Consider the following 26,020-nt stretch of genomic DNA (forward strand, 5'->3'; position numbering starts at 1 on the left):
GCTAGGATTACTCGTATGCAATTGGATTTGAACCTGCTCACTGCCCTCGACGCGCTGCTGGAGGAGGGGAGTGTGACCGGGGCGGCCGCACGCCTGCACGTCACCGCCCCCGCGATGAGCCGGAGTCTGGGCCGAATCCGGCACGCGACCGGGGATCAGATCCTGGTACGTACGGGGCGCACGATGACCCCGACGCCGTATGCGATCGCCGTCCGGGAACAGGTCCACGAACTGCTGCGCCAGGTCCAGGGGGTGCTGGCACCGAGCCGTGAACTCGATCTGGCAACGCTGGAGCGCACTTTCACCCTCCGCTGGCACGATTCCCTGGTCGCCTTGAGCGGCCCCTCACTCCTCGCGGCCGTTCGCGGACAGGCGCCAGGCGTGCGCTTGCGCTTCGTCGCGGAATCGAGCGTCGACACCCCCGAGTTGCGGCGCGGCGAGGTCGACCTGGAGGCGAACGCCAACCGCCCGAGCGCACCGGACATCCGTGCCGAGAACGTGGGCGAGACCCGCCTCGTCATCGTCGTGAGGCAAGGGCACCCCCTCACCCGCGTCAGGACCCTCACGGCAAAGCAGTACGCCGCCGCTGAACACGTCACCGTCTCGCGCCGTGGAAACCTCAGCAACGCCCTCGACGACGCCCTCACGCGGCTCGACCTCACCCGCCGCGTAGTGGCCACCGCGCCCACGGAAGCGGCCGCGCTGGAGTTCGCGCGCGGCTCCGATCTCCTGATCAGCGTCCCCGAAGCCACCACGCGGTCAGCGGTCGCCGACCTCGGCCTGGTCGTCCTCCCCCTCCCGCTCGAACTGCCGCTGGCACCCGTATACCTGTCGTGGCATCAGCGCTACGACACCGACCCAGCCCACACCTGGCTGCGCGGGCTGGCGCGAACCGCGCTGGCCGTGTCCGGAGCGTCGTAGCCGGCACCGTCAGCACGGCCGTCCGACCTCGTGAGCGATCAGATCAACGACGAGCCGAACTCGGCGACAAGGTTCTGGCCACCGACCCCAAGACCGGAAATTCCAGCCCCGCGATGGCCACAGGATCATGTCCTCATGGATCCAGGCGGACACCGTAGGCTCCCGCCCGGATACCAACGCTGCGAACGGGGCGCGGCACCGGCCTTCTGGTGCCGCGCTCAAGCGTGATGCTGATGGGGCACGGCGGCTGCACTCAACGGACGACAAACGATCCAGCGCAAGGCCTGCAGCCCGACAGGCCGCCATCTTGGGCGACACGGGGTCGGCGCGAGGCGCGCGCGGCTTTCGGCGGTGAAAGAGTGGCGGCATGTGCGGTCGTACCCGCACGGGAGAGGCTCGCGCCGAACTGGAATGTCGCCCCGACCGGCGACGTGTGGGCCGTCCTCGAACGCGCACCCCGCGGCCAGGACGACGACGATCCAGCCGCCTGGCTGATGACCTGCACCATCATCACTGCCGAAGCCGCCGACGCCGCCGGCCGCGTCCACCCCTGCATGCCGTTCGCCCTCACCCCCGAGCATTACGGCGCTTGGCTGGACCCCGACCGTCAGGATCCCGATGAACTGCGGGCCCTACTCGGCCGGCCGACGGACGGCCACCTGGACGCCCGCCCCGTCTCCACCGCCGTCAACAACGTCCGTAACAACGGCCCCCAACTCCTGGACAAAGCCGTCTCCTAACGTCTGTCCCCGGCGAGGGACGGACGCTTCGTCGGCGACCCGGGCGGGCTGGCAACGACAAGCGCACGGTGGCCGAGGCCGTCACCGAGTGCGCGAGGACCGCGGCGAGTTGCGCGTTCTCCCCTCTGTCCGACTACTCCTTCGCCCACTACGACCGGCTGGTCAGTCAGTTCGACGTGCTGCGAGCCCGCGGGCAGGCCGACGGGAGGTGCCGCGGAGTTCGCCAGTCGAGCAACACGTTGGACGGATGTGCGAATCCTGACCTGACATCAAAAATCCATATAGAGGATGTTGTGCCATATTTTGGACATATCTCCTAGCGAAAGGCATGTCATGAAGTTCGCGGTCATCGGCGGTACCGGGCTGATCGGGTCGCAGGTCGTCAAGAACCTGAACGCCGCCGGGCACGAGGCGGTGCCGCACTCGCAGTCCACCGGAATCGACGTCATCAGCGGCCACGGACTGGGCGAGGCGGTGGCGGGGTCCGACGTCATCGTCAACCTGACGAACTCCCCGACCTTCGACGAAGCCTCCCCGGCCTTCTTCCAGACCTCGATGGACAACCTTCTGGCCGCGGCTCAGAAGGGCGGCGTCGGTCACTTCGTCATTCTCTCGATCGTCGGCGCGGACCAGGTGCCGGAGCTGGACTACTACCGGGCCAAGGTGCTCCAGGAGAACATCCTCGCGGCCGGGCCGGTTCCCTACTCGATCGTCCGCGCGACGCAGTTCATGGAGTTCATGGACGCTGTCCTGTCCTGGACGACCGACGGCGACACCGTCCGGCTGCCCGCCACGCCGATCCAGCCGATCGCCTCCAAGGACGTGGCCGACGCGGTGGCTGAAGTCGCCGCGGGCGCCCCGTTGGGGGGCATCCGCAACATCGCCGGGCCCGAGGTCTTCCCCCTGGACGAGCTGGGCCGGGTCACCCTCACCCACAAGGGCGACAGCCGCACCGTTGTCACCGACCCCACCGCCGGCATGTTTGCCGTCGTCAAGGGTGACGTCCTCACCGACAAGGACGCCCACCTCGCCCCCACCCGCTACGTCGACTGGCTCTCCTGAACCGCTCGCGCCCTCCAGCCTCCAGTTCGGCCAAACGCGGATGATCCAGGCAGCCGACAGGTGCTCCTGCTTCACCAGCACCCGCCCAATAGGCGCCTGACGCGACACGGTCCGCCCCGCCTCTGGCCAAGGCGGACACCGCGCATACGGGTGCTGTCGGGCCCGTCGGCCAGCGGACGTGGAAGACATGCCGCGTGACCTGGACGTTGCCCAGCCCATACTGACCACCCCCACACCCGGGCCGGACCTGCGACCGGGGTGGGCCGCGGAACCGAAATGGGACGGGTACCGGGCTCTGCTCTCCGTCGACGCAGGCCGGGTAGAGCTGCGCTTGCGCCGCGGCACCCAGATGGCGCCGGCGTTTCCCGGAAATCGTGGACGGCACCGCGCAGCTGCCCGATGCGACCTCGCTCGACGGCGAACTGATCGTATGGGAGGCGGGACGGCTCGCCTTCGAGAGGCTGCAGCAGCGTAGTGCCGGGGCGGCCCGGGCCGCGGACGAGTGGTCGGCACACTTCGTCGCATTCGACCTCCTGCGCCTGTCCGGAACCGGCACGACAGGGTGGCCCCACCGACGCCGCAGGCATGCACTGGAGTCCGTCGTCTTCACGCCCCCCGGCTGACGGCGCCGTGGGCGCACAACGTCGGTCGTCAGCTCATCGGCGTACTGCGGACCGCTCCCCACCGGCTCGGCATCGCTCGTCAAACCGCCCCCTCTGCTTTGGCCTTGGGGCTCAGAACCCGTCGCCCCATCCGAAGGTGACGTTGTACGCCCGCTGGAGGGCGTGTCGACCGTGGTCCCCGTCGGCGTAGGCCCACGCGAGGGCTGAGGCGAACCAGAGCAGAAAGACTCCGCTGACGACGCCCAGAGCGGCCGGCTTGCCGAACCAGCTGAGGAGGACCAAGGCGACGATCACGATGACCGCGCCGACGTGGGCTCCCCGCAGGTCGAGCGGCACGGCCTTGCGAGCCGCTCTGCGTTCGGCCTGTTCTGCCGCGAAGCGCTGCTCGCGAACAGATTGCGGTTCGTTCTCGTCGAAGCTCATCGCATCCCCTGGCGCCGACGCTACATGGACGCGGACCACGTCGGCTGAGGTTCGGAAACAGGTTAGCGAACACCCCCACAGCTGCGCCCCACCGCCGACCCAGTGCCCCGGCGGGTGATCCGCAACAACCGCCGGCCCTCGTCACCATCGATCTCACGAACCCGCACACGTCCAGCCGCGTGATCATTCTGACCCGGTCGCCGCGCGGGGAAGCGTCCACGCGGCGAACTGTCACGAGGCAGACATTGTCAGCGCGCGGGTCAGCTCGGCGTCGTATTGATCGGCGTCGAAGTGAAAAATCGGAGGGCGCGCCTCATCAGCGGGCACCCGCCAGTCGGACCACTCCACGATCCCGCCGTGACGCTGTACGAACACGGACAGGTAGCCACAGCATCCGCCCGTGCACTCGGGCTCACCCAGCACTACACGTCGTCCCTCGCCGGTTGCCCAGAGGGGACCCTGGCCATCGGCCGGCAATGCCTCCTCGGCAAACGGGCCACGGCCTCCCTCTCCGATCGAGGCCGCCACCACTTCCTCGCCATCGATCCGGAAAGACAGCTGGGCAGCCCATCGGGGGCCTGGTGGCAACACACTGATCTCAAGCCGATTGAACACCCAAGCACCCTACGGGACTACTGACAGCCTCAGTTCCGTTCCTACGACTGGATACCGGCCATCATGCAACGTCCGATGAAGCGAACGTTGCCTGATGCAACACTAGGGACGGGCGACCCCTCCTGTAGTGCGCTGCCCCAGGTCGTCGCGAAGACCGGCGGCATGCCGTGTGACTCTCCGGGACTGGCGTGCGGCCCTGCCGGGTCCGTGCGCGGGTCGAGCGCGCGTCTGCGTGACCGACGTGCTGCTTCTGCGCATCGCAGGTCCGGCTTCAGCTGTGAGCGGCCGGTTCGGCCGTCAGGTCGGCGAAGTCCCCGAGCATGTGTGAGGTGTGCGCGTGTCGACCCGTGACGAGTTGGAAGTTTCGCGCTGCCGCGTGGACGAGCAGGCTCCCGCCCTGCAGCACCGGGCACCCCAGAGTTCGTGCCGCCTGCGCGAGCGATGCTGCGGCAGGGTGGTAGTCGAGGTCGCAGATCCACAGGTCGCTGCGCAGCGACTCGGTGAGCGCCTGGGTCAGTTGGTCGGAGCTGTCCGTGCGGGGGAGGGCGTTGACGAGTCCGTCGGCCTGCTTCAGGTGATGGTCGAGGGTCTCGACCGGACGGGCCTTGGCGGGTCGGTTCTCCGCGTGTCGGTTCACGGCTTCGGCCAGGGCTGAGGCGCGAGCCGGGTCGGTGTCGACCAGGATCAGGTGTTCCACGCCGCGTTCGGCGAGCGCGTGGGCGGCGGACACCCCAGCACCCGTTGCGCCGACCTGTACGACCCGGGAAAGGCCGGCGTCCGGCATGTTCTGTTCGAAGGCGGTGGTGAAGGCTTCCATGCCGGTGTCGTGGCCGGTGGCCCGTCCGTCCGTCTCGTAGATGACGGTGGTGACCGTGCCTGTTCTGGCGGCGGACCAGGACAGTCCGTCCATGGCCGCAGACACCTGGTGATCGGTGGATGTGGCCACGCTGAGCCCCGAGAACCCGAAGGTTCTGCAATCGTTCAGCAGGGTGCCGAAATCGCGTCGGCTGCCCAGGTGCCGGCACAGGTAGCGCAGTTTGTGGCGCGCCGCTTCGCGGCGGTGGAGTTCGGAGCTGACCGAGAACTCGGCGCCCGGTGCAATCAACCCGACCAGGTACGAGTGCTGGTTCATTTCGACTCCATACGAGTAATGTACGAACTAGTTCGTTATCCATATCAGGATCGGCGCGTTGCGGGAAGTGGCACGGATGCCCCGACCGCGCCCAGGGCACGTCGCGCCTCCGGCCGGGGGCGGGCGATGGGGGTTCACATGGGCACGGCTGCCCCTTCGGACGAGCACCGTTCGCACGACGCCGACCGCACACGGCGCGAGATACTCGCGGCAGCCAGAGCGGAGTTCGCTGAAGCCGGGTACGCCGGCGCACGCATGGACGAGATCGCCGCTCGGACCCGTACCAGCAAGAGGATGATCTACTACTACTTCAGCAGCAAGGAAGGCCTGTTCACAGCCATCCTGGAGGGGGCGTACCGCGAAATCCGCCAACAGGAGCTGCTGTTGGACGCCGATGAGCAGGACCCGGTGGAGGCGATGCGACGGCTGGCTGAACTGACCTTCGACCATCACGAGGCCCACCCCGACTTCGTCCGCCTGGTGAGCATCGAGAACGTCCACCGGGGTCGTCACCTGGCCCGGTCGCGGCATCTGACGGACCTGCGGACCCCGGCGCTCGCGGTCATCGAACGGATCCTGCGCCGGGGACGGGAGAACGGGCAGATCACCGCTGACGTCGATGCGATCGGCATGCACGCCTTCATCAGCTCGTTCTGTGTCTTCCCGGTGGCCAACCGCCACACCTTCGCAGCGCTGTTCGACTGTGACCTGCTGGCGCCGGTGCACCGTGACCGGTTTCGCACCATGCTCGGAGACATGGTCGTCAACTATCTGACGGGCACTGCCGCGCAGCGGGTACAGCCGGTGGTCTCACAGGCGTGAGCGAAGCGTCCTGGCCGCCTGCTCGGCGGAGGCGAAGCACTGCTTCAGGGAGGCGCCCGCTTCGTCCGCCGCCCCCACCGGCTATACCCCCAGCCGGGGCCTGCGGCGCAGGCACGCGTCGAGAAACCGGGTGTCGGGCACCGCGCCCTGCGACACGAGCAGCGGACCGGGCGCGTCGATCCACTTCTCGGTACCGGCCGTGCGGATTCTCACCCGCCGTTCCTCCAGCTCCGTCACCTCGGCGTCGAGTACGATCCGGACGCTCGGATGGTGCTCCAGCCGGGGAACGGTGAGGATCTTGGTCCGGCGTCCAACCTCCGGCGCGAGGGTGGTCTGCGAGCCGACGAGAACCACGGTGGTACCGGTCGTCGCCAGGTGATCCGCCACGGCCACCCCATCACGGTCGGCGCCCCAGATCAGGCAGTGGTCCGCCCGTTTGCCGGTCGCCAGCCATGTCCGCACGTCGAACGTGTCACGCAGGCCGGCTCCCGCAGGCAGCAGACCTGTTGCGTCCCGGCCGACAGCGCCGGTGGCCACGACGATCGCGTCGTCTCTGCTGGCCAAAACTTCCTCGTCGACGGGCCGTTCGGTGTGTACGACGACACCCAGCCGGTCGAGTTCGCCCTCCAGCCAGTCGAGGAGGAGCCGGTAGTCCGGGTGCTGCCGCAGACCCGCAGCCAGACGGAACGCCCCGCCCAGCCGCGATCCCACCTCCAGCAGCCGGACGGTGTGCCCGTCCTCGGCCAGCAGACGGGCCGTCTCCATGCCGGCGGGGCCGCCGCCGGCCACCAGGATTCGGGCCCGCGCCGCACGGTGCGGGGTGTTCGCCACCTCTTCCCGTCCGGCGCGGGCATTCACACTGCACCCGATGGGCTGGTTGTCGTGGAGCTCGTCGATGCACCGGTTGCAGGCGATGCAGGGCCGGTAGGCATCACCGGACAGGACACGCCCGGGGAACGCGGGGTCGGCGTGCAGAGTCCTGGCAAGGGACACGAAGTCCGCCTGACCCGATGCCACGATGCGCGCCGCGGCCCGGGCGGAATTGACGCGCCCTGCCACCCCGACCGGCAGCCCGAAGTGCCGGCGGTAGCGCCGAGCGTAGGGGGACAGGACCCCTGGCTCCCACTCGCCCGGTTGAACGATCCGTTCGCCTGCCTCGTACGAGCCGGCGGAGATGTCGAGAAAGTCCAAGCGGTCGAGCGGTACCTCCTCCATGAGAGCGAATGTGGCATCGGCGGACAGCCCGGCGGGATGCCCTTCGTGCGCCGAGATGCGCAACCCCACTGCCTGCTCAGGTCCCGCTTGGTCCAGGACCGCGTCGAGCACGAGGCGCAGGAAGAGTGTCGGGTTGCCGAACTCGTCGTCGCGGTGGTTGGTCACCGGGGACAGGAACTGGTGGATGAGATAGCCGTGCCCGCCATGGACGGTCAGGGCGTCGATGCCCGCCTGCCGGCAGCGGCGCGGGGCCTCCCCGTAGGCACGGACCAATCGGTGGAGATCGGTCGGGTCGAGCTGCCGGGGGAGATCGCCGCCGGTGACCTGGCACGGCACGGGAGACGGAGCGACAGGCTGGTGTCCGCTGACGGCCCGCTGGGTGGTGCGGCCTCCGTGGTTCAGTTCCATGCCGATGAGGGCACCGTGACGGTGGACGGCGTCCGCCAGGGCCCTCAGCCCGGGCACGTGACGGTCGTCGTCCAGGGCGAGTTGGCGGGGTCTGCCCTTGCCGTCGGCGCGGATGTACCCGGCTTCGGTGTGCACGAGCGCGGCGCCGCCAGCAGCCCGTGCAACGAGGCAGGCGATGTACCGCTCGGTGACTGAACCGTCCTCCGTGCAGTAGTGCGTTCCATGGGCGCGGCGACGAACCGGTTCCTCAGCTGCAGGGGTCCCACCTGCAGCGGAGTCGCCAGCACCACCCCTGGATCGGTGGTCGGCATGTCGGTCGTGGCGGTATTCACAGTCCCAGGTACACCTCCCGCACCCGCGGGTTGTGGCTGAGCTGTGCGGAGGTGCCGCGCATGGCGACCTGACCGTTCTCCATCACGATGCAGTGACTGGTCACCCCGAAGGTGAGCTTGGCGTTCTGCTCCACCAGGAGCAGGCTCAGTCCTTCCTCACGCAGCCGCAACAGCACGTCGAGGATGTTGCCGACGAGCTTCGGCGACAGGCCCATGGACGGTTCGTCCAGCACCAGCAGACGCGGCCGGGTCATCAGGGCACGGCCGATGGCGAGCATCTGCTGCTGCCCGCCGGACAGCGCCCCTGCCAGACGCTCGCGCATCTCCTTCAACACGGGGAAGAGAGCGTAGATCTCCTCGAGTTGCTGGTGGGTGTCCTTGTCCCAGGCGCGGGAGTAGGCGCCCAGGAGGAGATTCTTCTCGACGGGCAGCCCGGGGAAGACGTGCCGGCCCTCGGGGACGTAGCCGATGCCGTGGCGGACCATGTCGCGGGCCTTGACCCGGGTGAGGTCCTTGTCGCCGAGGCGGATGCTGCCGCTGCTGCGCGGGACCAGGCCCATGAGCGCCTTGAGGGTGGAGGTCTTGCCGGCGCCGTTGGCGCCGATGATGCCGACGGACTGGCCGGGCTCCACGGTGAAGTCGATGGAGCTGACGGCTTGGACCCCGCCGTAGTGCACGCTCAGTTCCTGCACACTCAGGCACTCTGCGGTGGTGCCTGCGATGACCTTCACGAGGTCGCCTCCTTCGCACGGTCGGACTGGTCGGCCTCGGGAGTGTCCATGCCGAGCTCTGTCAGGTCGGACTCGCCGAGATAGGCCTCGATGACCTCCGGTGCGGTCACGACCTGCTGAGGAGTGCCCTCCGCGATGACGTTCCCGCTGGACAGGACGGTGACCTTCTCGCACAGCGACATCACCAGTCCCATGTTGTGCTCGATGAGGATCACGGTGGTGCCGCTGTCCCTGATCGAGCGGACGATGCGGATGAGCTGCTGCACCTCCTCGCCGTTGAGACCGGCGGCCGGTTCGTCGAGCAGCAGCAGCCGGGGCCGGGCCGCCATGGCGCGGGCGATCTCTATACGGCGCTGGATGCCGTACGGCAGTGCCGTGGGGTCGGCGTCCGCGAAGTCCGCGAGACCGAAGCGCTCGAGGACCTCGGCCGCCTGTACCCGCAGCCGACGTTCGTGCGCCCACACTCCCGGCTGCCACACGGCGTACTGCCAGATCGACCGGGTGTGGCTGCGGTCGAGCGCGACGAGGATGTTCTCGCGGACGGTCAGCTGCCCGAACAGGCGCAGGTTCTGGAAGGTGCGGGACAGGCCGGCCAGCGACAGGACGTAGGGCCGCGCAGCGGTGGTGTCGCTGCCGGCAAAGCGGACCGTGCCCGCGGTCGCCCGGTAGAAGCCGCTGATCACGTTGAACAGGGTCGTCTTTCCGGAGCCGTTAGGACCGACGATCCCTCGGATCTCGCCGTCGTTCACGGCAAAGGACACTTCATCGAGCGCTCGCAGTCCCCGGAACTGCTTGGTGACGCCTTCCACCGCCAGCAGCACGTCCGCGGTGTCAGAACGCCCGATGGGGGAGTAGGGCGTGAAGGGCCGCAGTTCGGCGCGGACGGACTCCCGGCCGCGCCGACGCTCGTACACGCCGCGCAGCCGCGCCGGGATGCCGGCGAGACCGGTCGGCGCGAACACGACCATGAGGACGACGACGATGCCGTAGCCGAGTTGGGCGTAGGTGGAGAAGTCCGACAGCCATTCCCGGACCAGAGTCAGTCCGATGGCTCCGACCACACAGCCCACCAGGGATCGGCGGCCGCCGATGATGACCATCGCCAGCAGGATGAACATGTTCCCGATGGAGAACGTCTCCGGTGCGACGTACCGGATGAGACCCGAATAGAGGACTCCGGCGAGGCCGCCGTAGAAACTGGCCAGGAGGAAGGCTGTCATCCGCAGCAGCGGGATCTCCGCACCCATTGCCCCGGCCGCCAGGGAGTCGTCGCGCATGGCGCGCAGACGACGGCCGAGCGAGGTGCGGACGACGAAGAGGCCGAAGACGAGCGCGAGGCCGAAGACCATGGCTTCCAGGTAGTAGTAGAGGTACTCGCTGGAGAGATCGATGCCGGGCAGCGTGGGGCCGGGGACACCGGAGATGCCGTCGGCGCCGCCGGAGATGTGGGCGTTGGTGATCCAGTTGATGAACCCCAGGGCGAGACCGAGGGTCACGATCCCCAGATAGTGCGACTGCATCCGCAGGGCCGGGATGCCGACGAACAGGCCGGCGGCGAGGGTGGCCAGGACGGCGAGCAGGGCCGCGGCCCAGAAGCCGTACCCGTAGTGGGTGGTGAGGACGGCCACCGTGTAGGCGCCGACGCCGAAGAACGCGACCTGGGCGAGGTTGATCTGGCCGGAGATGCCCATCGCCAGGCCCATGCCGATCGCCAGCAGGGCATAGATGAGGGCGATGTTCACGACGTGGATGGTGTAGCTCCCCAGACCGTAGGGGAGTACCCAGGCGGCGACGACGATCGCGACTGTCGTGGCAATGCGGCTCTTCATGCGCGGCTGACCGTCCTCTCGCCGAAGATCCCCGTGGGCCGGATCATGATCGCCACGGTGAAGACCAGGAAGGTGACCAGGACCGAGTAGCCCTGGAAGTGGCCGGCCGCGTAGGAGTCGAGGACGCCGATTGCGATGCCGCCCACCACTGCCCCTTGGATCGAGCCGAAACCGCCGAGCATCGCCGCGGCGAAGCCCTTGATGCCCAGCGCCCCGCCGAGGGATGCGTCGACGTAGAGCATGGGGCCGACCAGGCCGCCCGCGAGGGCGGCCAGTCCGGCTCCGATGGCGAAGGCCAGGGCGTTGCTGCGGCCCACGTCGATTCCTACGGCGGTGGCCGCCTCGTGGTCCATCGCGACCGCCTGCATGGCCGCGCCGCGCTTGGTGCGTGACAGGAAGAGGGCCAGGGCGACGACGGCAATCGCGGCGACCGCCATGACCAGCAGGTCGTAGGTGCGTACCCGGATGCCGAAGATGTCCAGGGGCGCGGAGTGGAGGGGCGAGGGGACGGCGCGGCCGGTGGTGCCCCAGATGAGGACGGCGACCGCCTGGAGCACGATGCCGAAGCCGATCGTGCCGATCAGCATCAGGTCGAAGTCCTTGTTCTCCAGCGGGCGCAGTACCCGCTCGATGACCAGGCCGATGGCCCCGGTGACCACGATGGAGGTCACCATGGCCATGGCGAAGGGGAGTTTCGAAGTCAGGTAGAACGTGGACGCGGCGTACGCGCCGATCATGGCGATGTCCGCGTGCGCGAAGTTGACCAGCCCCATCGTGCGGTAGACGAGGGAGAAGCCCATTGCGACCAGGGCATACACAGCCCCGAGACTCAGACCGCTGACGAGTGTTTGGAGGGTGTCTTGCACGTCGTCCTCAGTTCTGCGCGACGAGCGCGCCGGACTTGATGACTCCGATGCTGGTCCTGGTGATGCCGACGCCGTCGGCGCCGTACTGGAACTGTCCGAGCAGGCCGTCGTACCGGGTCGCGCGGATCGCGTCGGCGAGCTTCTTGCCGGTCGCCACCTTGCTGTTCTTCAGCGCGGTGAGCAGGATGCTGGTGCCGTCGTAGGCCTTGGCTCCGTGCAGTTCGGCGTCCTCGCCGTAGGCGGCCTTGTAGGCGGCGGCGAACTTCTGTGCCGCCGGGCTGACGTCGTTGCCGAGGTAGGGAGAGCTGACGATGGTGCCCTCCGCCGCCTCCTTACCGGCGGTCTGTGTGAAGACCGGGGTGCCCTGCGGGGCGGCGCCCGCGAACGGCACGGTGATGCCCAGGTCGCGGGCCTGCTTGACGATGAGGCCGGCCTCGACCTCTTCCGAGCCGATGAACACCACCTGCGGCTTCTTCGCGCGGATCTTGGTGAGGGCGGCGCTGAATTCCTTCTGGTCGGTGGTGACGACCTGATCGGTGACCGGGGTGACGCCGAGGTCCTTGGCGGCCTTGGTGAAGGCGTCGTGCTCACCGGTGCCGTAGGAGCCGTTGTTCGTGATCATCGCGATCTTTTTGTAGCCCTTGTCCTGGATCAGGTACTTCGCCAGCGTGCTGTCGTAGGTGGTGCTGGTCGGACCGTTGAGGAACAGGAAATCGCTCTTCAGGGCCACGAGTCCGTCGGACTGGCCGGAGGTGATGTTGGGTATCCCCGCCTGCTTCAGGACGGGCGCCATCGCGATGGTGACGGCGCTCTCGGCGGTGCCGATCATCGCGATGTAGTGCTCGCTGGAGATCTTGCGGGCCAGGTTGGTGCCCGTGGTCGGGTCTCCCTGGTCGTCGAACGACTTCAGCTCGATCTTGCGGCCGTTGATGCCGCCCTTCTTGTTCCACTCGTCGACGGCGAGCTTGGCGCCCTTGTACTCCCAGTCGCCCAGAGAGGAGAGCTGACCGCTGCGGGCGTCGACGACGGCGATCTTGATGGGGCCCGAGTCGGAGCTGCCGCTCTTGTCGGAGTCGCCGGGTGCGCTGCAGGCGGTGAGGGTCGCGGCCACGGCGATGGCGGCGGCGAGCAGGGTGCGTGGGGCCGAAGGCTGAGAGATGCGGGACATGATGGTCACCTCGTCGGTGTCGGTGGGTTGGAAGGCAGGGGTGGGGGAGGCGACGCGAACCCCGCCGACCCGTGATGCCGGGGCCGGCGGGCGTTGCACAGATGGGGATCAGAGGGTGTCGGCAGGGAAGCGGCCGGCGTAGATGTCCTTGATGTTCCAGTGACCCGGGGTGGGCACCGGCTCGTTGACCATGGGGACATCGAGGACAGCCGGGCGGCGGCGGGCGATGGCGTCGTCGAGCGCCTTGCGCAGATCGCCAGGTGAGGTGACGGTGTAGCCGGCGGCGCCGCAGGACTCGCCGTACTGCGCGAAGTCCGGGCTGTAGGGCCGGCCCTCGGCGTCGGTGAACTCGCAGCCGTAGGAACGTCCGAACGACGAGGACTGCAGGTCGGCGATGGTTCCGTGGGCGCGGTTGTTCATGACCACGAAGATGACGGGCGCGCCCTGCTCGACCGCCATGGGCACTGCGGGCAGCTGGGCGCTCATGCCGCCGTCACCGATGAGGGCGACCACGACGCGCTCGGGCTGGGCGATCTGCACGCCGACGGCCGCGGCCGGCCCGAAGCCCATGGTGGATGCGCCTCCCGGAGTGATGAAGCGGCCTTCATCGGGCAGTTCGTAGCACTGTGCGACGCCGTTCTTGTTCCAGCCGACATCGGTGACCAGGATCGCGTCGTTCGGCAGGGCCTCGCGAAGGTCGGTCAGGATGCGCTGGGGCCGCAACGGGAAGTTGTCGCTGCGTCCGGCCTCGCGTGCCGCGTCGAACACGCCGGTCCGCGCGGCAGCGATGCTCTCGCGCAGGCCCGGACGGGAGACGGGCGTGCTCCGGCGGGCCCGGACCGCTGCACCGATCTTCTCCAGGGCGAGTTCCACATCCGCCACGGCACCGATGTGCACAGGGTAGTTGCGGCCGATCTCGGCGGGGTCGATGTCGATCTGCAGCAGCCGGCTCGGCGGGAAGTTCCAGGTGTACGTCGCGTCCCAGGAACTGGAGTCGGTCTCTGCGAAGCGGGTGGCCAGCGCCAGGACGACATCGGCGCCCTTGGTGCGTTCGTGGGTGCTCTCCAGTCCCCAGAAGCCCGGCATACCCAGCAGCAGGGGATGACGGTCGGAGATGACGCCCTTGCCCATCAGGGAGTGGGCGAGCGGGATGTCGAGGTGCTCGGCGAGGGCCAGCAGTTCGGCGCGGGCACGGGGGCCGCGCAGGCCGCCGCCGAAGTAGATCAGAGGCCGCTGCGCCTGCAGCAGTTCCTGGGCGATCCGGTCGGCGGTCGCCTCGTCCAGGCCAGGCTGGCCGAGGTGCCCGGGCAGCGGGTGGCCGCAGTCGTAGGGCGCGACCGGCCGGTTGAACAGGTCCATCGGAACATTGATCAGAACAGCCCCGGGTCGGCCGCCGGCGGCGGTGAAGAAGGCCCGCTCGGTGACGCGCGGGATGTCCTGGGCCCGCTGGACCTCCCAGGTGCGCTTGCAGAAGGGCCGGTAGATCGCGGTCTGGTCGGCGTCGGCATGGAGGTTGACCTCCTGGTGTGGGTGCCGGCCGTAGTAGTAGGAGGGGATGTCGCCGGTGATGACGACCAGCGGCACGGAGTCCAGGGCGGCCGTGGCGACGCCGGTGACGGCGTTCATCATGCCCGGCCCCACATGGGTGAGCAGTACTCCGGGGCGGCCGGTGGCCCGGGCGTAGCCGTCGGCCGCGTGGGCCGCGGCCTGTTCGTGCCGGGCGATCACGAACTCGATCGGGCTCGGGCCGAGTGCGTCGAGCAGGGCGATGTTGGTGTGCCCGCAGGTGCCGAAGACGTACTCCACGCCGTAGGACTCGAGCTGAGCGACGAGGGCTTCGGCGGCGGTCACAGTGGTCACGAGTTCTCCTTGGGCAGCTCACGGCTGTCGCCCCAGATGGACAGTCCGCGCAGCACGAGGGTCTTGACGACGGTGTAGTCCTCGATGAGCCACCGAGGGGCCTCGCGGCCGAAGCCGGAGTCCTTCACACCGCCGAACGGAACATGGTCGAGACGGAAGTTGGAGGTCCCGTTCACGATCAGTCCACCCACCTCCAGGCGTCGCCAGGCGGTGAGGATGCGGGTGATGTCGTGGGTGAACAGGCCGGCCTGCAGTCCGTAACGGCTGGCGTTGCACTGATCGAGAACGGTGTCGAAGTCGTCGAAGGGCAGGACGGCAACCAGCGCGCCGAACACCTCGTGCACGACCACGGAGGCGTGGACGGGCGGGTCGGCGACGATGGTCGGGGCGGCGGTGGCGCCGTCACGGGTGCCGCCGCGGATCACGCTCGCGCCCAGTTGACGTGCCTCGTTCGACCAGGCCACCACGCGTTCGGCCGCGTTCTCGTCGACCATGGAACCGACATCGGTGCGATCGTCGAGTGGATCACCGACGACCAGCGCATCGACCGCCGCGGTGAATGCGTCGAGGAACTCGGCGTAGCGGGACCGGTGAACGTAGACACGCTGCACGGAGATACAGCTCTGACCGGAGTTGCTGTAACCGGTGCGGGCACTGATCTTGGCAGCCGCCGCGGCGTCGGCATCCTCGCACACGATCGTGGCGGCGTTGCCGCCCAACTCCAGGGCGAGCCGCTTTCGGCCCGCGGCGCGGGCCACGGCGGCACCCGTGTCGGCGCTGCCGGTGAAGCTGATGACGCTGACCGGATCGGCGGCGCACAGGGCGGCACCGACATCACCGCCGCCGTGCAGCAGCTGGACCGCCTGGTGGGGCATGCCGCTGTCCAGGAGCAGGGCGACGACGGCGGCCGAGATGGCCGGCGCCTGTGGCGGGGCCTTGACCAAGGTGGTGTTGCCCGCCGCGAAGGAGGCACCGAGCTTGTGGGCGAGGAGGTTGGCCGGCGCGTTGAACGGCGTGATGGCCAGTGCCACTCCGGCGGGCGCCCGGTAGGTGAAGGCGGTGTTGCCGATGCCGGTGTTCCAACCGGCCACGGGCAGGGTCTCGCCGTCGATGCGGCGGGCTTCGGCCGCGCAGACCGCGAACGTGGAAGCCACCCGTTCGATCTCGGTGCGGCTGTCCTTGACGGGTTTGCCCAGTTCAAGGGCGAGCAGGCGGGCGAGCCGGTCGCGGTGGACGAGCGCGTTGCGTGAGGCGGCCTCCAGGATGTCGGCCCGGGCGGCGGGCGCGAGGTCGGCCATCTGCCGCGCGTAACCGCCGGCCTGCGCGACCGCTGTGCCGATCTCACGCTCGGTCGCGGCAGGGGCGCGGCTGACGGTGCGCCTCAGATAGGGGCCGGTGCGATCCGTGGGAGGGCCTTCGCCGCCCCAGGATCCGGCGCTGTAGGGGAGGGCCTCGACCACGTCGTTCTGGTCGGCGGCCTTGAGGAGATCTTGCAGCATCACGTCTCCAGAAAAAACCATCTGACGGTTTCCGTGGACTGCTCTGTGGACTGGCGTGTAACGTACGGGCGCCGAGAGGCCGTGGCAATAGGTCGGCATGAGGAAGTTGAAACCAGCGGTTTTCGAATGGACCTTGGCTGGTGGAAGCTGTCCTTTCGAGCGCCACGCCCGGCAACGGGCCGCGCGGCCGACCACTGACGAAGGAGAGCGCATGGACACGGAGCAAGGACAAGGCGGCGTACGCAGCGTGCGCCGGGCTCTGGACATCCTGTCGCTGCTGACCGAAGATCAGCCCACCGTTCCTCTCAAGGACATGGTCGACGCGACCGGCCTGCCCAAGACAACCGTGGTGCGCCTCGTCCAGACGCTGGAGCAGTACGGACTGTTGTGGGCGACGCCCGGCGGCTACACAGCCGGGCCCGGCCTGTGGCGCTGGGCCCATCTGGCCCACACCAGCTGGGAGTTGCCGCCGGACACGCAGAAGCTGTTGCGTGAACTGGTCGACCGGCGCGGCGAGACGGCGAATCTGATGATCCGCCGCGACATCCACCGTGTCTGCGTCGCGCAGCAGGAAAGCCCTCAGCCTCTGCGGCATGTGGTGCGCGTGGGCGACGAACTGCCGCTGTGGGCCGGCGCTTCGTCGAAGGTGTTGCTCATCGGGGCCACCGACGGGCTGCTGCAACGGGTCGCCGCTGCCTCCCCGCACGGCGTGCCCCATGTGCAGCAACTGCGGCTGTGGGCCGACGAGGCCGCAAGCCGCGGGTACGCCACCAGCCACGGCGAACGCGACATCGGCCTCACGGCCGTTGCCGTGCCCATCCGCACCCAGTCGGGTGTCACGGTCGCCTCCCTTTCGCTGAGCGGCCCCAGCGCGCGCATCACGGAGCAGGACATCGAGGTGTTCGCGGACGACCTGCGCGAAACAGCCGCACGCATCGCCTCGCAGGGCTTCCACCACCCCCTGGGGCCGCGCACCTAACCACGCCGGCAGCGGCGCCGCAGCAGGCGCCGCTGGAAGGAGACGTCATATGCACGTTCGCCCACTCGATGGAATACGCGTTCTCGATCTCACGAACGTGCTGGCAGGCCCCTACTGCAGCTACCAGCTCATGCTCATGGGCGCCGAGGTGGTCAAGATCGAGCGTCCGGGCCAGGGTGATCTGGCCCGGAACCTGGGCCCCGATCCGTCTCTCAACCGGGACGGTGTCGGGGCGTCCTTCCTCGCCCAGAACGCGGGCAAGAGCTCTCTGGAGCTCGATCTCAAGGACACCGCCGACCGGGCCCTTTTCGAACGGCTCCTGTCCGGGGCGGACGTTCTGCTGGAGAACTTCCGGGCCGGTGTCCTGGACAGGATGGGCTACGGTGCGGAACCCCTTGCCCAGCTCAACGGGCGTCTCGTCTACTGCTCCATCTCCGGCTTCGGACAGGACGGCCCGATGAGCGACGCGCCGGCCTACGACCAGATCGTCCAAGGCCTCACCGGCATGATGAGCATCACCGGCACGCCCGAGACCGCGCCCCAGCGCGTGGGCTTCCCCGTCTGTGACACCACTGGTGGACTGATGGCCGCCTTCGCCATCAGCGCTGCCCTGCTCCACCGTGAACGCACCGGGCACGGCAGCCGTCTCGACGTCTCCATGCTGGAGGCATCACTGTCCACCATGGGCTGGGCTGTCTCCAACTACCTGGTCAGCGGGATCCCACCCGAACCGCTCAGCGACCAGAACCCCACCGCGGCCCCCTCCGGCACCTTCCACGCCCTGGACGGACCGCTCAACATCGCAGCGAACCAGCAGCGCCAGTTCGAGGCGCTGTGCCGACTGGCCGGCGCGCCAGAACTGATCACCGATGACCGTTTCGGTGAACGGGAACAGCGCAAGATCCATCGTGACGAGCTCAACACCGCCCTGAACGAGGCACTGTCGAGCCGACCGGCCGCCGAATGGGAGCGCGAGCTGAACGCCGCCGGCGTGCCCGCCGCCCGGGTGCTCACCGTGCCCCAGGCCCTGGAACAGCCGCAACTGGCGCATCGGAACTTCATCACCAGTCTCGGCCATCCAGGACGTCCCGGACGACCACTGCATGTCGTGGGCAACGGCGTTCTCGTCGACGGGGAAGCCTTCGACCCGCCCTCTCCGCCGCCGCTGCTGGGCGAACACAACGCCCGCCGTGAGGAGATCGCGAGCCGCTGGCTCGGTGCGGCCGCCCGGACAGCCGGAGAGGCCGCCGCGTCATGACCAGTGCGCACAGCGACGCCAGTGAGGCCGCACAGTGGTGGGCCACCGCAGTCAGCCACATCGAGCCGGGCAGCATCGAACTGCGCGACCACCCGGTGCAGGACCTCATCGGCACGGCAAGCCTGGTCGACATCATCTGGCTGATGCTGCGTGGAACCACACCCGCCCCACGCGAATCGTCCCTGCTCGAGGCCGCATTGGTCGCAGGTGTCGATCACGGGCCCCAGGCCCCTTCCATCGCCGCCGCCCGAATGGCGGCCACCTGCGGAGTCGGCCTCAACAACGCTGTTGCCACCGGTGTGAACATGCTGGGTGACGCCCACGGCGGGGCCGGCCAGCAGTGCGTGGAGATGCTCACCGACATCCGCGACCTCCACACCCTGGGCGGCAGCTGGCAGGAAGCGGCCCATGAGGTCATGGCCGACTGGCAGAGCCGTTCGCGCTACCTTCCGGGCTTCGGCCACCGCTTCCACCCCATCGACCCGCGGCGCGACCCGCTGATCCAGCTCGTCCAGCAGGCGGTCTCCGACAACGTCGTCAATGGCGGCTTCCTCAACGCCGCCCTCGCCGTCGAGGACATCCTCAAAAGCCGCCGAGCCGGCGCCCGGCCCGTTCCGATGAACATCGACGGTGCCACCGCCGTCATCTACGCCGAACTGGGCTTCTCCGCCCCGCTCGCCCGCGGCCTGTTCGTCCTCAGCCGCTCGGTGGGCATCCTGGCGCACGCGTGGGAGGAGACCGGGCAGGGCCGCCGCAACAAGGGCCCGATCCCGCGCAACGTCCTCCCGGCCCGTCTGCCCCAGCCGAAAGACGCGTGAACAATCCGCGTCACATCTCTTGCCACACCCCCGGCGCATCCCTAACGTAGCTTTCCGCCAATCGGCAACCACGGTACGGACTATTCGAACCGTACAGCGGACCATGATCCGCCCCGCAGCTCTCCTCCCCCCACTTGAGACTCCGCAGCCCCGCCACTGACGGGTATTTCAGGACTCGTCATGAAAGAGGGACCATGGACAGACGCAGCTTTCTCACCTCGACCGCAGCCGGAACAGCCACCACCGTCGCCCTGCTCAACGGCACACCCGCCCAGGCCGACACAGCCGACAATCTGGCGCGGCCGGTACCCGACCAGGCCCACGCCGCCACCGCCGCGAACTACCCCAAGGCCGGCGGCAACCTCGGCAACCACAGCTACTCCTCGCTCAGGAAGGTCACCGCCGGAAACGTCCGCAAGCTCGGCGGCGCCTGGCACATCAACCTGGAGAACGGCTCCACCTCTTCCGCCCAGCAGTGCGCCGTCATCGCCCAGGACGGCGTGCTCTACCTGGCCACCACCCAGCAGAACGTCTTCGCCGTCGACGGCCGCACCGGACAGGTGAAGTGGAAGACGAACGTCGGCACCGACACCACCAACATGCGCGGCCTCGCCCTCGGCGAAGGCCTCGCGTTCACCATCTCCGGCGACAACAAGGTCTACGCCCTCAACCAGAAGACCGGCGCCGTCGTGTGGAGCCGCGAGCTGATGGTCGAGGACCAGGGCAACCCGGACTGCGACCCCGCCTCCGGCCAGTGCGGCGGCAGCAAGGGCGGTCTCGCCGGAGCCGCCGTGTACTGGGACGGGCTCGTCTACATCGGCACCCAGGGCAGCACCGCCGGCGCCCGCGGCCGCGCCTACGCCCTCGACGCCCGCACCGGTGAGATCGCCTGGGTCTTCTGGGGCACCCCGGGCCCTGGGGAGTACGGCAACGACACCTGGGAGGGCGACACCTGGAAGACCGGCGGCGCCGTCTGCTGGATCCACCCCGCCGTCGACCCCGAACTGGGCATCGTCTACTGGACGTTCGGCAACCCCTATCCCCGCACGGACGGCTCCACCCGCGGCGGCGACAACCTCTTCGCCAACTGCCTGGTCGCCATGGACGCCAAGACCGGACAGCGGCGCTGGCACTTCCAGTCCGTGCACCACGACATCTGGGACTACGACGGCGTCATGTCCCCCGTGCTCGCCGACATCCTGGTCAAGGGCAAGAAGCGCAAGATCGTCGTCTACGGCAGCAAGACGGGCATGTACTACATGCTCGACCGCGCCACCGGCAAGCCGATCCACGGCATGGAAGAGCGTCCGGTGCCGCAGCACGCGGCCCAGAAGACCGCCCCCACCCAGCCGTTCCCCGGGGGCGAGCCCTTCGTCGAGACTGAGCCGCGTATCGACAAGGCCACCCGGCCGGTGCCGTTCTACCCGACCGGCGGCCTCTTCGAGGCCCACTGGGACCGCGCGACGATCATCTTCCCCGGCGCGGGCGGCGGCGCCGACTGGTCCTCCCCGTCCTTCAGCCACCGCACCGGCCTGGTCTACGTCGGCTACGGCCTCATCAACTCCGCCTACTCCAACACCCACGGCGGCCGCGTCAACACCGCACGGCCCCTCGGCGAGTACTTCGCCGGCGGCCTCGCCGCCGTCGATCCACGCACCAACACCGTGGCCTGGCGGCAGGAGGGCGAGTGGTCCCTCGCCCACGGCAACGGCGTCCTCAGCACCGCCGGCGGCGTGCTCTTCCAGGGCCGTCCCGACGGCGTGCTCACCGCCCTCGACGACCGCGACGGCAGCGAACTGTGGACCTGGCAGTGCGGCGCCGGCGTCAACACCAACCCGCTGACCTACGAGATCGACGGCGAGCAGTACATCGCCGTGCTCGCCGGCGGAAACGGACTGCCTTACCCGGACATCCCCAGGGGCGATCACCTGTGGGCGTTCAAACTCGGCGGCACCGTGAAGCCGGCCGCAGCCCCCACCCCGCCGTCCAGGCGCAACCAGATCCGGACCGCCGCCGTGACAGGCGACACCGCCAAGAACACCATCACGCTCGGCCGGACCTGGGACAACGCGAAGAACGCCCCCGGCGCCACCGAGAACCTTGTGGCCCAGAACGCCATGGCACCGCAGCACCTGAGCATCGCCAAGGACACCACGGTCACCTTCGTCAACCCCGCGGACAACAAGTCCGCGCACGGTGCGGTCTCCTTCTTCGAGGCCGAGTTCGACACCGGGCTCCTCATGCCGGGCCAGTCCTACTCGTACACCTTCAACACCCCCGGCGAGTACTTCTACAACGACCCGATCGCCCCGCAGAACACCGGCAAGATCGTCGTCCAGTAAGCCGCCCGCCCCCTGCGCCGCGCTCTCGTAGCCGCTTCGCGGCAGCCCTGCACGCCAGTGTCGGCTCCTGGCCCTGACCCCTTCCGCGAGGCCGCCCCACCACGCTCTTTCGAACGATGTAAGGACGCCCCATGAGAACCAGACTCCGCATGCGTCCGCTGCACGCAGCACTCACCAGCGCCGCCACGACGGTCGGCATCACCGTCGCCCTGGTGGCCACCGGCACCCTCAGCATGGCGCAGGGCCGCACAGGCCAGGGCGCCCAGGAACTCGGCGACCCCGACTACGGCGTATGCCGCGGCGTCGACGCCCACTGCTACCACGACTGGGGCAACTTCGACACCACCAAGGGCTTCAAGGTCCTGCTCTACACCCGTACAGCAGGCCCCCGCCACGCCAACCTCGGCCCGGTGCTCGCCACAGGCATGAATCCGCCCCTCACCGATGCCAACGTCGTCCAGAAGGCCGTGCTCAAGCTGGGCGCGGACAACGGATTCCAGGTCGACTACACCGAGGACGTCTCCCAACTCGCCTCACCCGCGAACCTGTTCAAGTACAACGCCGTCATCTTCTACTCCACCAGCCGCGACGCCCTCGACGACGCAGCTCAGACCTCCCTGCGGCAGTACGTCCGCGGCGCCGGCGGATTCGTCGGCGTCCACAACGCGTTCGGCACCGAGTACAACTGGCCCTGGTACGAGGGCCTGCTCGGCAACGCCAACTTCTACGACCACGGCCCCGCGCAGCCCGGCACGGTAGAAACCGTCGACCGCAGGGACGTCTCCACGAAGTCGCTGCCCTCCAAGTGGAACTTCTCAGACGAGTGGTACAACCTCGTTCCCGCGCCGACACGGGTGCGTGTCCTGGCCAACGTCGACGAGAGCACCCTCGCCAAGGGCGTGACCGGCAACTACAACCATCCCGGGCACGGCGAGAACCACCCCGTCGCCTGGTGCCAGTACTACGACGGCGGCCGCGCCTGGCTGACCACACTCGGCCACGACGCCAAGGACTTCTCCACCGACGGCTCCTTCGCAGGCGCCGCCGAGTTCCCAAAGCTCCTCCTCGGCGGCATCGAATCCGCCATGGGCAAGACGCCGTTCTGCAAGTGACGTCCGGCCGCAACCGGCCGGCCGGCTCCCGGCGCCCACCACGGCGCCGTCACCCCTCCCGACAGGAAGGCAAGATCATCATGTACGACGAGACCCGCACCCAGCACCAGGCCGAGCCGACAGCCCAGACCCCCGCGGACTGGCAGAGCCCCGACTTCACGGTGGTCGACACCGCCCTGGAAGTCACCGCCTACTCGCTGCGCACGAAGTAGGGAGACGCCGCCGTGCTGCTGCGCATCCTCGGCACAGCAGCCGGTGGTGGCATACCCCAGTGGAACTGCGCGTGCCCCGGCTGCACCGGGGCACGCCGCCACCCCTCACGCCGACGCCTCCACGACGGACTGGCCTTTCAACCGGCGGACTCAGGGGCCTGGTTCCTCGCCAATGCCACACCGGACATCGCCGAGCAGCTCGAAAGTCACCCCAGCCTCAGGCCCGACGCCGGACAGGAACGCACACCCGTCGTACGCATCGTTCTCACCGATGCCGAACTCGACCACACCCTCGGCCTCCTGCGGCTCAGGGAAGCCTCCCGCATCGACATCTGGTGCACCGAACCCGTCCGCAAAGCCCTGACCACGCGTCTGTCCCTCAACGAGGTCCTCGCCCCCTACACCACGCTGAACTGGTACGACCTTCCCCTTACCGGAGCCGAACACCCCACAGACATAGGCGGACTTGACGTCAGCGCCATCCCGCTGTCCGCCAAACGTCCCCGCTACGCCGCCGACGAACCCGCGCACCCGGCCTGGAGCATCGCTCTCAAAGTCCGCGACCGAGCCACCGGGAAGACCGCACTGTACGCGCCGGCCCTCGCGACCTGGAACGACCGACTCGACGACGAAATCACCGACGCGGGCTGCGTCCTGATCGACGGAACCTTCCTCACCGACGACGAGCCCCGCCGCACAGGCTTCTCGCGGCGCACCGCCTCCGCCATGGGACACCTGCCCATCGAAGGCCCGCACGGCACCGCCCTCCGCCTCCAAGGAAGCGGCGGACAGATCCTCTACACCCACCTCAACAACAGCAATCCCCTGGTGGACCCGGACGATCCCGCACACGAACGGCTCGCCGGCCTGGGCCTGGGCGTCGCCGCAGACAGGATGGTGGTGTCTCTATGACCACGACCGCACCCGACACCACGCTCGTCGCCCGCCACCGCGCCACCGAGGACGGTCCGGCACCCTGGACCGCGGACGAGCTGGAACGGCGCCTGCGAGAACTGGCGGTCAGCCGCTACCACGACCGCCACACCTTCAACCAGCGCATGCACGAAGGCCAACTGACACCGGCCGAGCTGCGCACCTGGGTCGCCAACCGTTTCTACTACCAGTGCAACATTCCCATCAAGGACGCTCTCATCCTGAGCAAGCTCCACCTTCCCGCGCAACGCCGGTCCTGGCTGCGACGCATTCAGGACCACGACGGGCACACCGATCAGGACGGCGGCATCGAGAGATGGCTCCAGCTCGGCGAAGCCGTCGGCCTCCGGCGCGATGAGCTGCTCGACCATCAACACCTTCTGCCCGGCGTCCGGCTGGCCGTGGACGGCTACGTCAACTTCTGCCGCAACGCCAGTGTGCTGGAAGCCGTGGCCTCGTCCCTGACGGAACTCTGCGCTCCATCGATCATGCTGACGCGCCTGGAAACCTTCCCCCTGTACTACCCCTGGATCAAGTCCGCCGGCCTGTCCTACTTCCGCGGCCGTGTTCCCCAGGGCCGACGCGACGGAAGCGAAGCCCTGGGCTGGGTACGCACGTGGGCCACTACGTGCGAGCAGCAGCACCAGGCCCTGGCCGCCCTGTCCTTCAAGTGCGACGTCCTGTGGAGCCTGCTCGACAGCGTTCAAGGAGTCGCTGATCAGGACCACCGCCATGCCTGACACATCCACCTGGCATCCCCGCCTGCCACCCGCCGCCCGCCTGCGTCACGACCAGGTGCGCAACACCGATGTCCTGCTCCTGCCCGAACGGGTCATCGTCCTGCACGGCTCCGGCCGGGCCGTCCTCGATCTCGTGGACGGCACCCGCACCGTCGACGAGATCATCGCCGCCCTCGCCCCGGATCCCGTCCCGGACACGATCCGCGACGACGTCATCTCATTCCTGCACAAGCTCCATACAGAAGGCGGCCTGCGATGACGGCTCCCACCCCGCCCTGGGCACTGCTCTCCGAACTCACCCACGCCTGCCCCCTGCACTGTGCCTACTGCTCCAACCCCCTGGAACTGACCCGCCGGTCGCAGGAACTCACCGCCGGCCAGTGGGCCGACATCTTCCGCCAGGCAGCAGAACTCGGCGTCCTGCACACACACCTCTCCGGCGGCGAGCCCCTGCTGCGCAAGGACCTCGAGCAGATCACCCGCTCCGCAGCGGACGCAGGCCTGTACACCCAGCTGGTCACCAGCGGCGTCGGACTGACGGCCGAACGACTCGATGCCCTGGTGGATGCCGGGCTGCACAGTGTCCAACTGTCCATCCAGCACGCCGACTCGCGCCGGTCCGACGACCTCGCCGGCCACCCTGCCTTCACCGCCAAACGGCAGGCTGCCGCGCTTGTCAGGGAGCGCGAGCTGCCCCTGGGCATCAACGTCGTTCTGCACCGGCACAATCTCGACGCCCTGGACGCACTGATGGAACTTGCCGTGGCCTGGGACGCAGACCGGATCGAGCTGGCCAACGCACAGTTCTACGGCTGGGGCCTGCTCAACCGGGCCGCGCTCATGCCGAGCCGTGAGCAGTTGGCCGCCGCCGGAGCGCAGGTGGAGGCCTGGAAAGAACGACTCGACGGCACTCTCGAGATCACCTGGGTGGTGCCCGACTACTTCTCCGGCACGCCCAAGCCCTGCATGGGAGGCTGGGGCGCTGTCTCGCTGACTGTCACTCCGGACGGGACGACTCTTCCTTGCCCGGCAGCGGCAACACTGCCAGGGCTCGATGCGCCCAACGCCATCGAGCGGCCCCTGCGCTGGATCTGGGAGGAGTCACCCGCCTTCAACGCCTACCGAGGCACCGACTGGATGCCGGACCCCTGCCGCAGCTGCGAACGGCGGACCGAGGACTTCGGGGGGTGCCGCTGCCAGGCATTCGCCCTCACCGGAGACGCGTCCCGTACCGACCCGGCCTGTTCACTGTCGCCGGACCACGCGACTCTGATCGATCTCACGCGCCCCGGCACTCCGCCCGCGCTCATACCTCGACGCCCTGCAGCAGCCAGTCGGTTCCAGGCGCGCGTCGTACGGCACGTCCCGTGAGGGGGCTTC

The 26,020-nt window shown here is 68.7% G+C and carries 24 protein-coding genes and 3 pseudogenes; 15 read left to right on the forward strand and 12 right to left on the reverse strand.

Features of this window, described 5'->3' with window-relative positions:
- The first annotated feature begins 15 nt into the window (after window positions 1–15).
- The 4 genes and pseudogenes from OG780_RS42170 to OG780_RS42185 all read left to right on the forward strand — a co-directional run bounded on the left by OG780_RS42170 (window position 16) and on the right by OG780_RS42185 (window position 3,346).
- The gene (locus OG780_RS42170) at window positions 16–921 is read left to right on the forward strand and encodes a LysR family transcriptional regulator (RefSeq protein WP_328457412.1); all 906 of its coding nucleotides are present in this window, start codon (window positions 16–18) and stop codon (window positions 919–921) included.
- 464 nt (window positions 922–1,385) lie between these two features.
- Window positions 1,386–1,661 (forward strand): annotated as a pseudogene (locus OG780_RS42175) (SOS response-associated peptidase family protein); the annotation flags it as partial.
- Window positions 1,662–1,994: 333 nt separating this feature from the next.
- The gene (locus OG780_RS42180; protein ID WP_328457414.1) at window positions 1,995–2,723 is read left to right on the forward strand and encodes an SDR family oxidoreductase; all 729 of its coding nucleotides are present in this window, start codon (window positions 1,995–1,997) and stop codon (window positions 2,721–2,723) included.
- Window positions 2,724–3,097: 374 nt separating this feature from the next.
- Complete coding sequence (locus OG780_RS42185; RefSeq protein ID WP_328457416.1) at window positions 3,098–3,346, forward strand: ATP-dependent DNA ligase; 249 nt, start codon at window positions 3,098–3,100, stop codon at window positions 3,344–3,346.
- Window positions 3,347–3,457: 111 nt separating this feature from the next.
- Here OG780_RS42185 and OG780_RS42190 read toward each other — a convergent pair whose 3' ends face one another.
- The 4 genes and pseudogenes from OG780_RS42190 to OG780_RS42200 all read right to left on the reverse strand — a co-directional run bounded on the left by OG780_RS42190 (window position 3,458) and on the right by OG780_RS42200 (window position 5,516).
- The gene (locus tag OG780_RS42190; protein ID WP_328457418.1) at window positions 3,458–3,769 is read right to left on the reverse strand and encodes a hypothetical protein; all 312 of its coding nucleotides are present in this window, start codon (window positions 3,767–3,769) and stop codon (window positions 3,458–3,460) included.
- An 89-nt stretch (window positions 3,770–3,858) separates the two neighbouring features.
- Window positions 3,859–3,936 (reverse strand): annotated as a pseudogene (locus OG780_RS44800) (helix-turn-helix domain-containing protein); the annotation flags it as partial.
- Window positions 3,937–4,000: 64 nt separating this feature from the next.
- Window positions 4,001–4,384: a hypothetical protein gene (locus OG780_RS42195; RefSeq protein WP_328457420.1), complete on the reverse strand. Its 384-nt coding sequence runs from the start codon at window positions 4,382–4,384 to the stop codon at window positions 4,001–4,003.
- Between the two features lie 271 nt (window positions 4,385–4,655).
- Window positions 4,656–5,516 carry a shikimate dehydrogenase gene (locus OG780_RS42200; RefSeq protein WP_328457422.1) on the reverse strand — a complete coding sequence of 287 codons (861 nt, stop codon included), beginning with the start codon at window positions 5,514–5,516 and terminating at the stop codon, window positions 4,656–4,658.
- Between the two features lie 138 nt (window positions 5,517–5,654).
- Between OG780_RS42200 and OG780_RS42205 the strand changes: the two genes are divergently transcribed.
- On the forward strand, window positions 5,655–6,338 hold the full coding sequence (locus OG780_RS42205; protein ID WP_328457424.1) for a TetR/AcrR family transcriptional regulator: 684 nt from the start codon (window positions 5,655–5,657) through the stop codon (window positions 6,336–6,338).
- Between the two features lie 81 nt (window positions 6,339–6,419).
- Here the strand turns inward: OG780_RS42205 and OG780_RS42210 are convergent, their stop codons facing one another.
- The 8 genes and pseudogenes from OG780_RS42210 to OG780_RS42245 form a co-directional block, all read right to left on the reverse strand.
- On the reverse strand, window positions 6,420–7,196 hold the full coding sequence (locus OG780_RS42210) for an FAD-dependent oxidoreductase (RefSeq protein ID WP_328458746.1): 777 nt from the start codon (window positions 7,194–7,196) through the stop codon (window positions 6,420–6,422).
- 90 nt (window positions 7,197–7,286) lie between these two features.
- Window positions 7,287–8,165, reverse strand: a pseudogene (locus OG780_RS42215) (NADH:flavin oxidoreductase); the annotation flags it as partial.
- 124 nt (window positions 8,166–8,289) lie between these two features.
- On the reverse strand, window positions 8,290–9,024 hold the full coding sequence (locus OG780_RS42220; protein WP_328457426.1) for an ABC transporter ATP-binding protein: 735 nt from the start codon (window positions 9,022–9,024) through the stop codon (window positions 8,290–8,292).
- Window positions 9,021–10,853 carry a branched-chain amino acid ABC transporter ATP-binding protein/permease gene (locus tag OG780_RS42225; protein WP_328457428.1) on the reverse strand — a complete coding sequence of 611 codons (1,833 nt, stop codon included), beginning with the start codon at window positions 10,851–10,853 and terminating at the stop codon, window positions 9,021–9,023. The genes OG780_RS42220 and OG780_RS42225 overlap by 4 nt, the downstream gene beginning before the upstream one ends.
- Window positions 10,850–11,719, reverse strand: a complete 870-nt coding sequence (locus OG780_RS42230) for a branched-chain amino acid ABC transporter permease (RefSeq protein ID WP_328457430.1) — start codon at window positions 11,717–11,719, stop codon at window positions 10,850–10,852. The genes OG780_RS42225 and OG780_RS42230 overlap by 4 nt, the downstream gene beginning before the upstream one ends.
- Before the next feature lie 7 nt (window positions 11,720–11,726).
- The gene (locus tag OG780_RS42235) at window positions 11,727–12,887 is read right to left on the reverse strand and encodes an ABC transporter substrate-binding protein (protein ID WP_328457432.1); all 1,161 of its coding nucleotides are present in this window, start codon (window positions 12,885–12,887) and stop codon (window positions 11,727–11,729) included.
- Between the two features lie 108 nt (window positions 12,888–12,995).
- Window positions 12,996–14,747, reverse strand: coding sequence for a thiamine pyrophosphate-binding protein (locus tag OG780_RS42240; protein WP_328457434.1), 1,752 nt, complete (start codon window positions 14,745–14,747; stop codon window positions 12,996–12,998).
- Complete coding sequence (locus tag OG780_RS42245) at window positions 14,744–16,246, reverse strand: aldehyde dehydrogenase family protein (RefSeq protein ID WP_328457436.1); 1,503 nt, start codon at window positions 16,244–16,246, stop codon at window positions 14,744–14,746. Before OG780_RS42245 ends, OG780_RS42240 begins: the two co-directional genes overlap by 4 nt.
- 211 nt (window positions 16,247–16,457) lie before the next feature.
- Between OG780_RS42245 and OG780_RS42250 the strand changes: the two genes are divergently transcribed.
- The 10 genes from OG780_RS42250 to pqqE all read left to right on the forward strand — a co-directional run bounded on the left by OG780_RS42250 (window position 16,458) and on the right by pqqE (window position 26,011).
- Complete coding sequence (locus tag OG780_RS42250; protein ID WP_328457438.1) at window positions 16,458–17,225, forward strand: IclR family transcriptional regulator; 768 nt, start codon at window positions 16,458–16,460, stop codon at window positions 17,223–17,225.
- Window positions 17,226–17,274: 49 nt separating this feature from the next.
- On the forward strand, window positions 17,275–18,483 hold the full coding sequence (locus tag OG780_RS42255) for a CaiB/BaiF CoA transferase family protein (protein ID WP_328457440.1): 1,209 nt from the start codon (window positions 17,275–17,277) through the stop codon (window positions 18,481–18,483).
- Window positions 18,480–19,301, forward strand: a complete 822-nt coding sequence (locus tag OG780_RS42260; RefSeq protein WP_328457444.1) for a citryl-CoA lyase — start codon at window positions 18,480–18,482, stop codon at window positions 19,299–19,301. The genes OG780_RS42255 and OG780_RS42260 overlap by 4 nt, the downstream gene beginning before the upstream one ends.
- Before the next feature lie 194 nt (window positions 19,302–19,495).
- The gene (locus OG780_RS42265) at window positions 19,496–21,643 is read left to right on the forward strand and encodes an outer membrane protein assembly factor BamB family protein (protein WP_328457446.1); all 2,148 of its coding nucleotides are present in this window, start codon (window positions 19,496–19,498) and stop codon (window positions 21,641–21,643) included.
- Between the two features lie 131 nt (window positions 21,644–21,774).
- Window positions 21,775–22,755: a ThuA domain-containing protein gene (locus tag OG780_RS42270; RefSeq protein WP_328457448.1), complete on the forward strand. Its 981-nt coding sequence runs from the start codon at window positions 21,775–21,777 to the stop codon at window positions 22,753–22,755.
- Window positions 22,756–22,835: 80 nt separating this feature from the next.
- On the forward strand, window positions 22,836–22,967 hold the full coding sequence (gene pqqA, locus OG780_RS42275; protein ID WP_328457450.1) for a pyrroloquinoline quinone precursor peptide PqqA: 132 nt from the start codon (window positions 22,836–22,838) through the stop codon (window positions 22,965–22,967).
- A gap of 12 nt (window positions 22,968–22,979) precedes the next feature.
- Entirely contained in the window at window positions 22,980–23,879 is a 900-nt protein-coding gene (gene pqqB / locus OG780_RS42280) for a pyrroloquinoline quinone biosynthesis protein PqqB (RefSeq protein ID WP_328457452.1), read from the forward strand.
- Window positions 23,876–24,640, forward strand: coding sequence for a pyrroloquinoline-quinone synthase PqqC (pqqC, locus tag OG780_RS42285; RefSeq protein WP_328457454.1), 765 nt, complete (start codon window positions 23,876–23,878; stop codon window positions 24,638–24,640). The genes pqqB and pqqC overlap by 4 nt, the downstream gene beginning before the upstream one ends.
- On the forward strand, window positions 24,633–24,899 hold the full coding sequence (gene pqqD / locus OG780_RS42290; protein WP_328457456.1) for a pyrroloquinoline quinone biosynthesis peptide chaperone PqqD: 267 nt from the start codon (window positions 24,633–24,635) through the stop codon (window positions 24,897–24,899). The genes pqqC and pqqD overlap by 8 nt, the downstream gene beginning before the upstream one ends.
- Complete coding sequence (gene pqqE / locus OG780_RS42295) at window positions 24,896–26,011, forward strand: pyrroloquinoline quinone biosynthesis protein PqqE (protein ID WP_328457458.1); 1,116 nt, start codon at window positions 24,896–24,898, stop codon at window positions 26,009–26,011. Before pqqD ends, pqqE begins: the two co-directional genes overlap by 4 nt.
- Window positions 26,012–26,020: the final 9 nt, after the last annotated feature.

It is taken from the genome of Streptomyces sp. NBC_00386 (assembly GCF_036063235.1).
Taxonomy (GTDB): Bacteria; Actinomycetota; Actinomycetes; order Streptomycetales; family Streptomycetaceae; genus Streptomyces.

Bases quoted from the DNA above. Each gene is read 5' to 3' on its own strand.
- OG780_RS42170 (WP_328457412.1), top strand. From the start codon at position 16: ATGCAATTGGATTTGAACCTGCTCACTGCCCTCGACGCGCTGCTGGAG.
- OG780_RS42180 (WP_328457414.1), top strand. From the start codon at position 1,995: ATGAAGTTCGCGGTCATCGGCGGTACCGGGCTGATCGGGTCGCAGGTC.
- OG780_RS42190 (WP_328457418.1), bottom strand. From the start codon at position 3,769: ATGAGCTTCGACGAGAACGAACCGCAATCTGTTCGCGAGCAGCGCTTC.
- OG780_RS42200 (WP_328457422.1), bottom strand. From the start codon at position 5,516: ATGAACCAGCACTCGTACCTGGTCGGGTTGATTGCACCGGGCGCCGAG.
- OG780_RS42205 (WP_328457424.1), top strand. From the start codon at position 5,655: ATGGGCACGGCTGCCCCTTCGGACGAGCACCGTTCGCACGACGCCGAC.
- OG780_RS42225 (WP_328457428.1), bottom strand. From the start codon at position 10,853: ATGAAGAGCCGCATTGCCACGACAGTCGCGATCGTCGTCGCCGCCTGG.
- OG780_RS42235 (WP_328457432.1), bottom strand. From the start codon at position 12,887: ATGTCCCGCATCTCTCAGCCTTCGGCCCCACGCACCCTGCTCGCCGCC.
- OG780_RS42245 (WP_328457436.1), bottom strand. From the start codon at position 16,246: ATGCTGCAAGATCTCCTCAAGGCCGCCGACCAGAACGACGTGGTCGAG.
- OG780_RS42250 (WP_328457438.1), top strand. From the start codon at position 16,458: ATGGACACGGAGCAAGGACAAGGCGGCGTACGCAGCGTGCGCCGGGCT.
- OG780_RS42255 (WP_328457440.1), top strand. From the start codon at position 17,275: ATGCACGTTCGCCCACTCGATGGAATACGCGTTCTCGATCTCACGAAC.
- OG780_RS42260 (WP_328457444.1), top strand. From the start codon at position 18,480: ATGACCAGTGCGCACAGCGACGCCAGTGAGGCCGCACAGTGGTGGGCC.
- OG780_RS42265 (WP_328457446.1), top strand. From the start codon at position 19,496: ATGGACAGACGCAGCTTTCTCACCTCGACCGCAGCCGGAACAGCCACC.
- OG780_RS42270 (WP_328457448.1), top strand. From the start codon at position 21,775: ATGAGAACCAGACTCCGCATGCGTCCGCTGCACGCAGCACTCACCAGC.
- pqqA (WP_328457450.1), top strand. From the start codon at position 22,836: ATGTACGACGAGACCCGCACCCAGCACCAGGCCGAGCCGACAGCCCAG.
- pqqC (WP_328457454.1), top strand. From the start codon at position 23,876: ATGACCACGACCGCACCCGACACCACGCTCGTCGCCCGCCACCGCGCC.
- pqqD (WP_328457456.1), top strand. From the start codon at position 24,633: ATGCCTGACACATCCACCTGGCATCCCCGCCTGCCACCCGCCGCCCGC.
- pqqE (WP_328457458.1), top strand. From the start codon at position 24,896: ATGACGGCTCCCACCCCGCCCTGGGCACTGCTCTCCGAACTCACCCAC.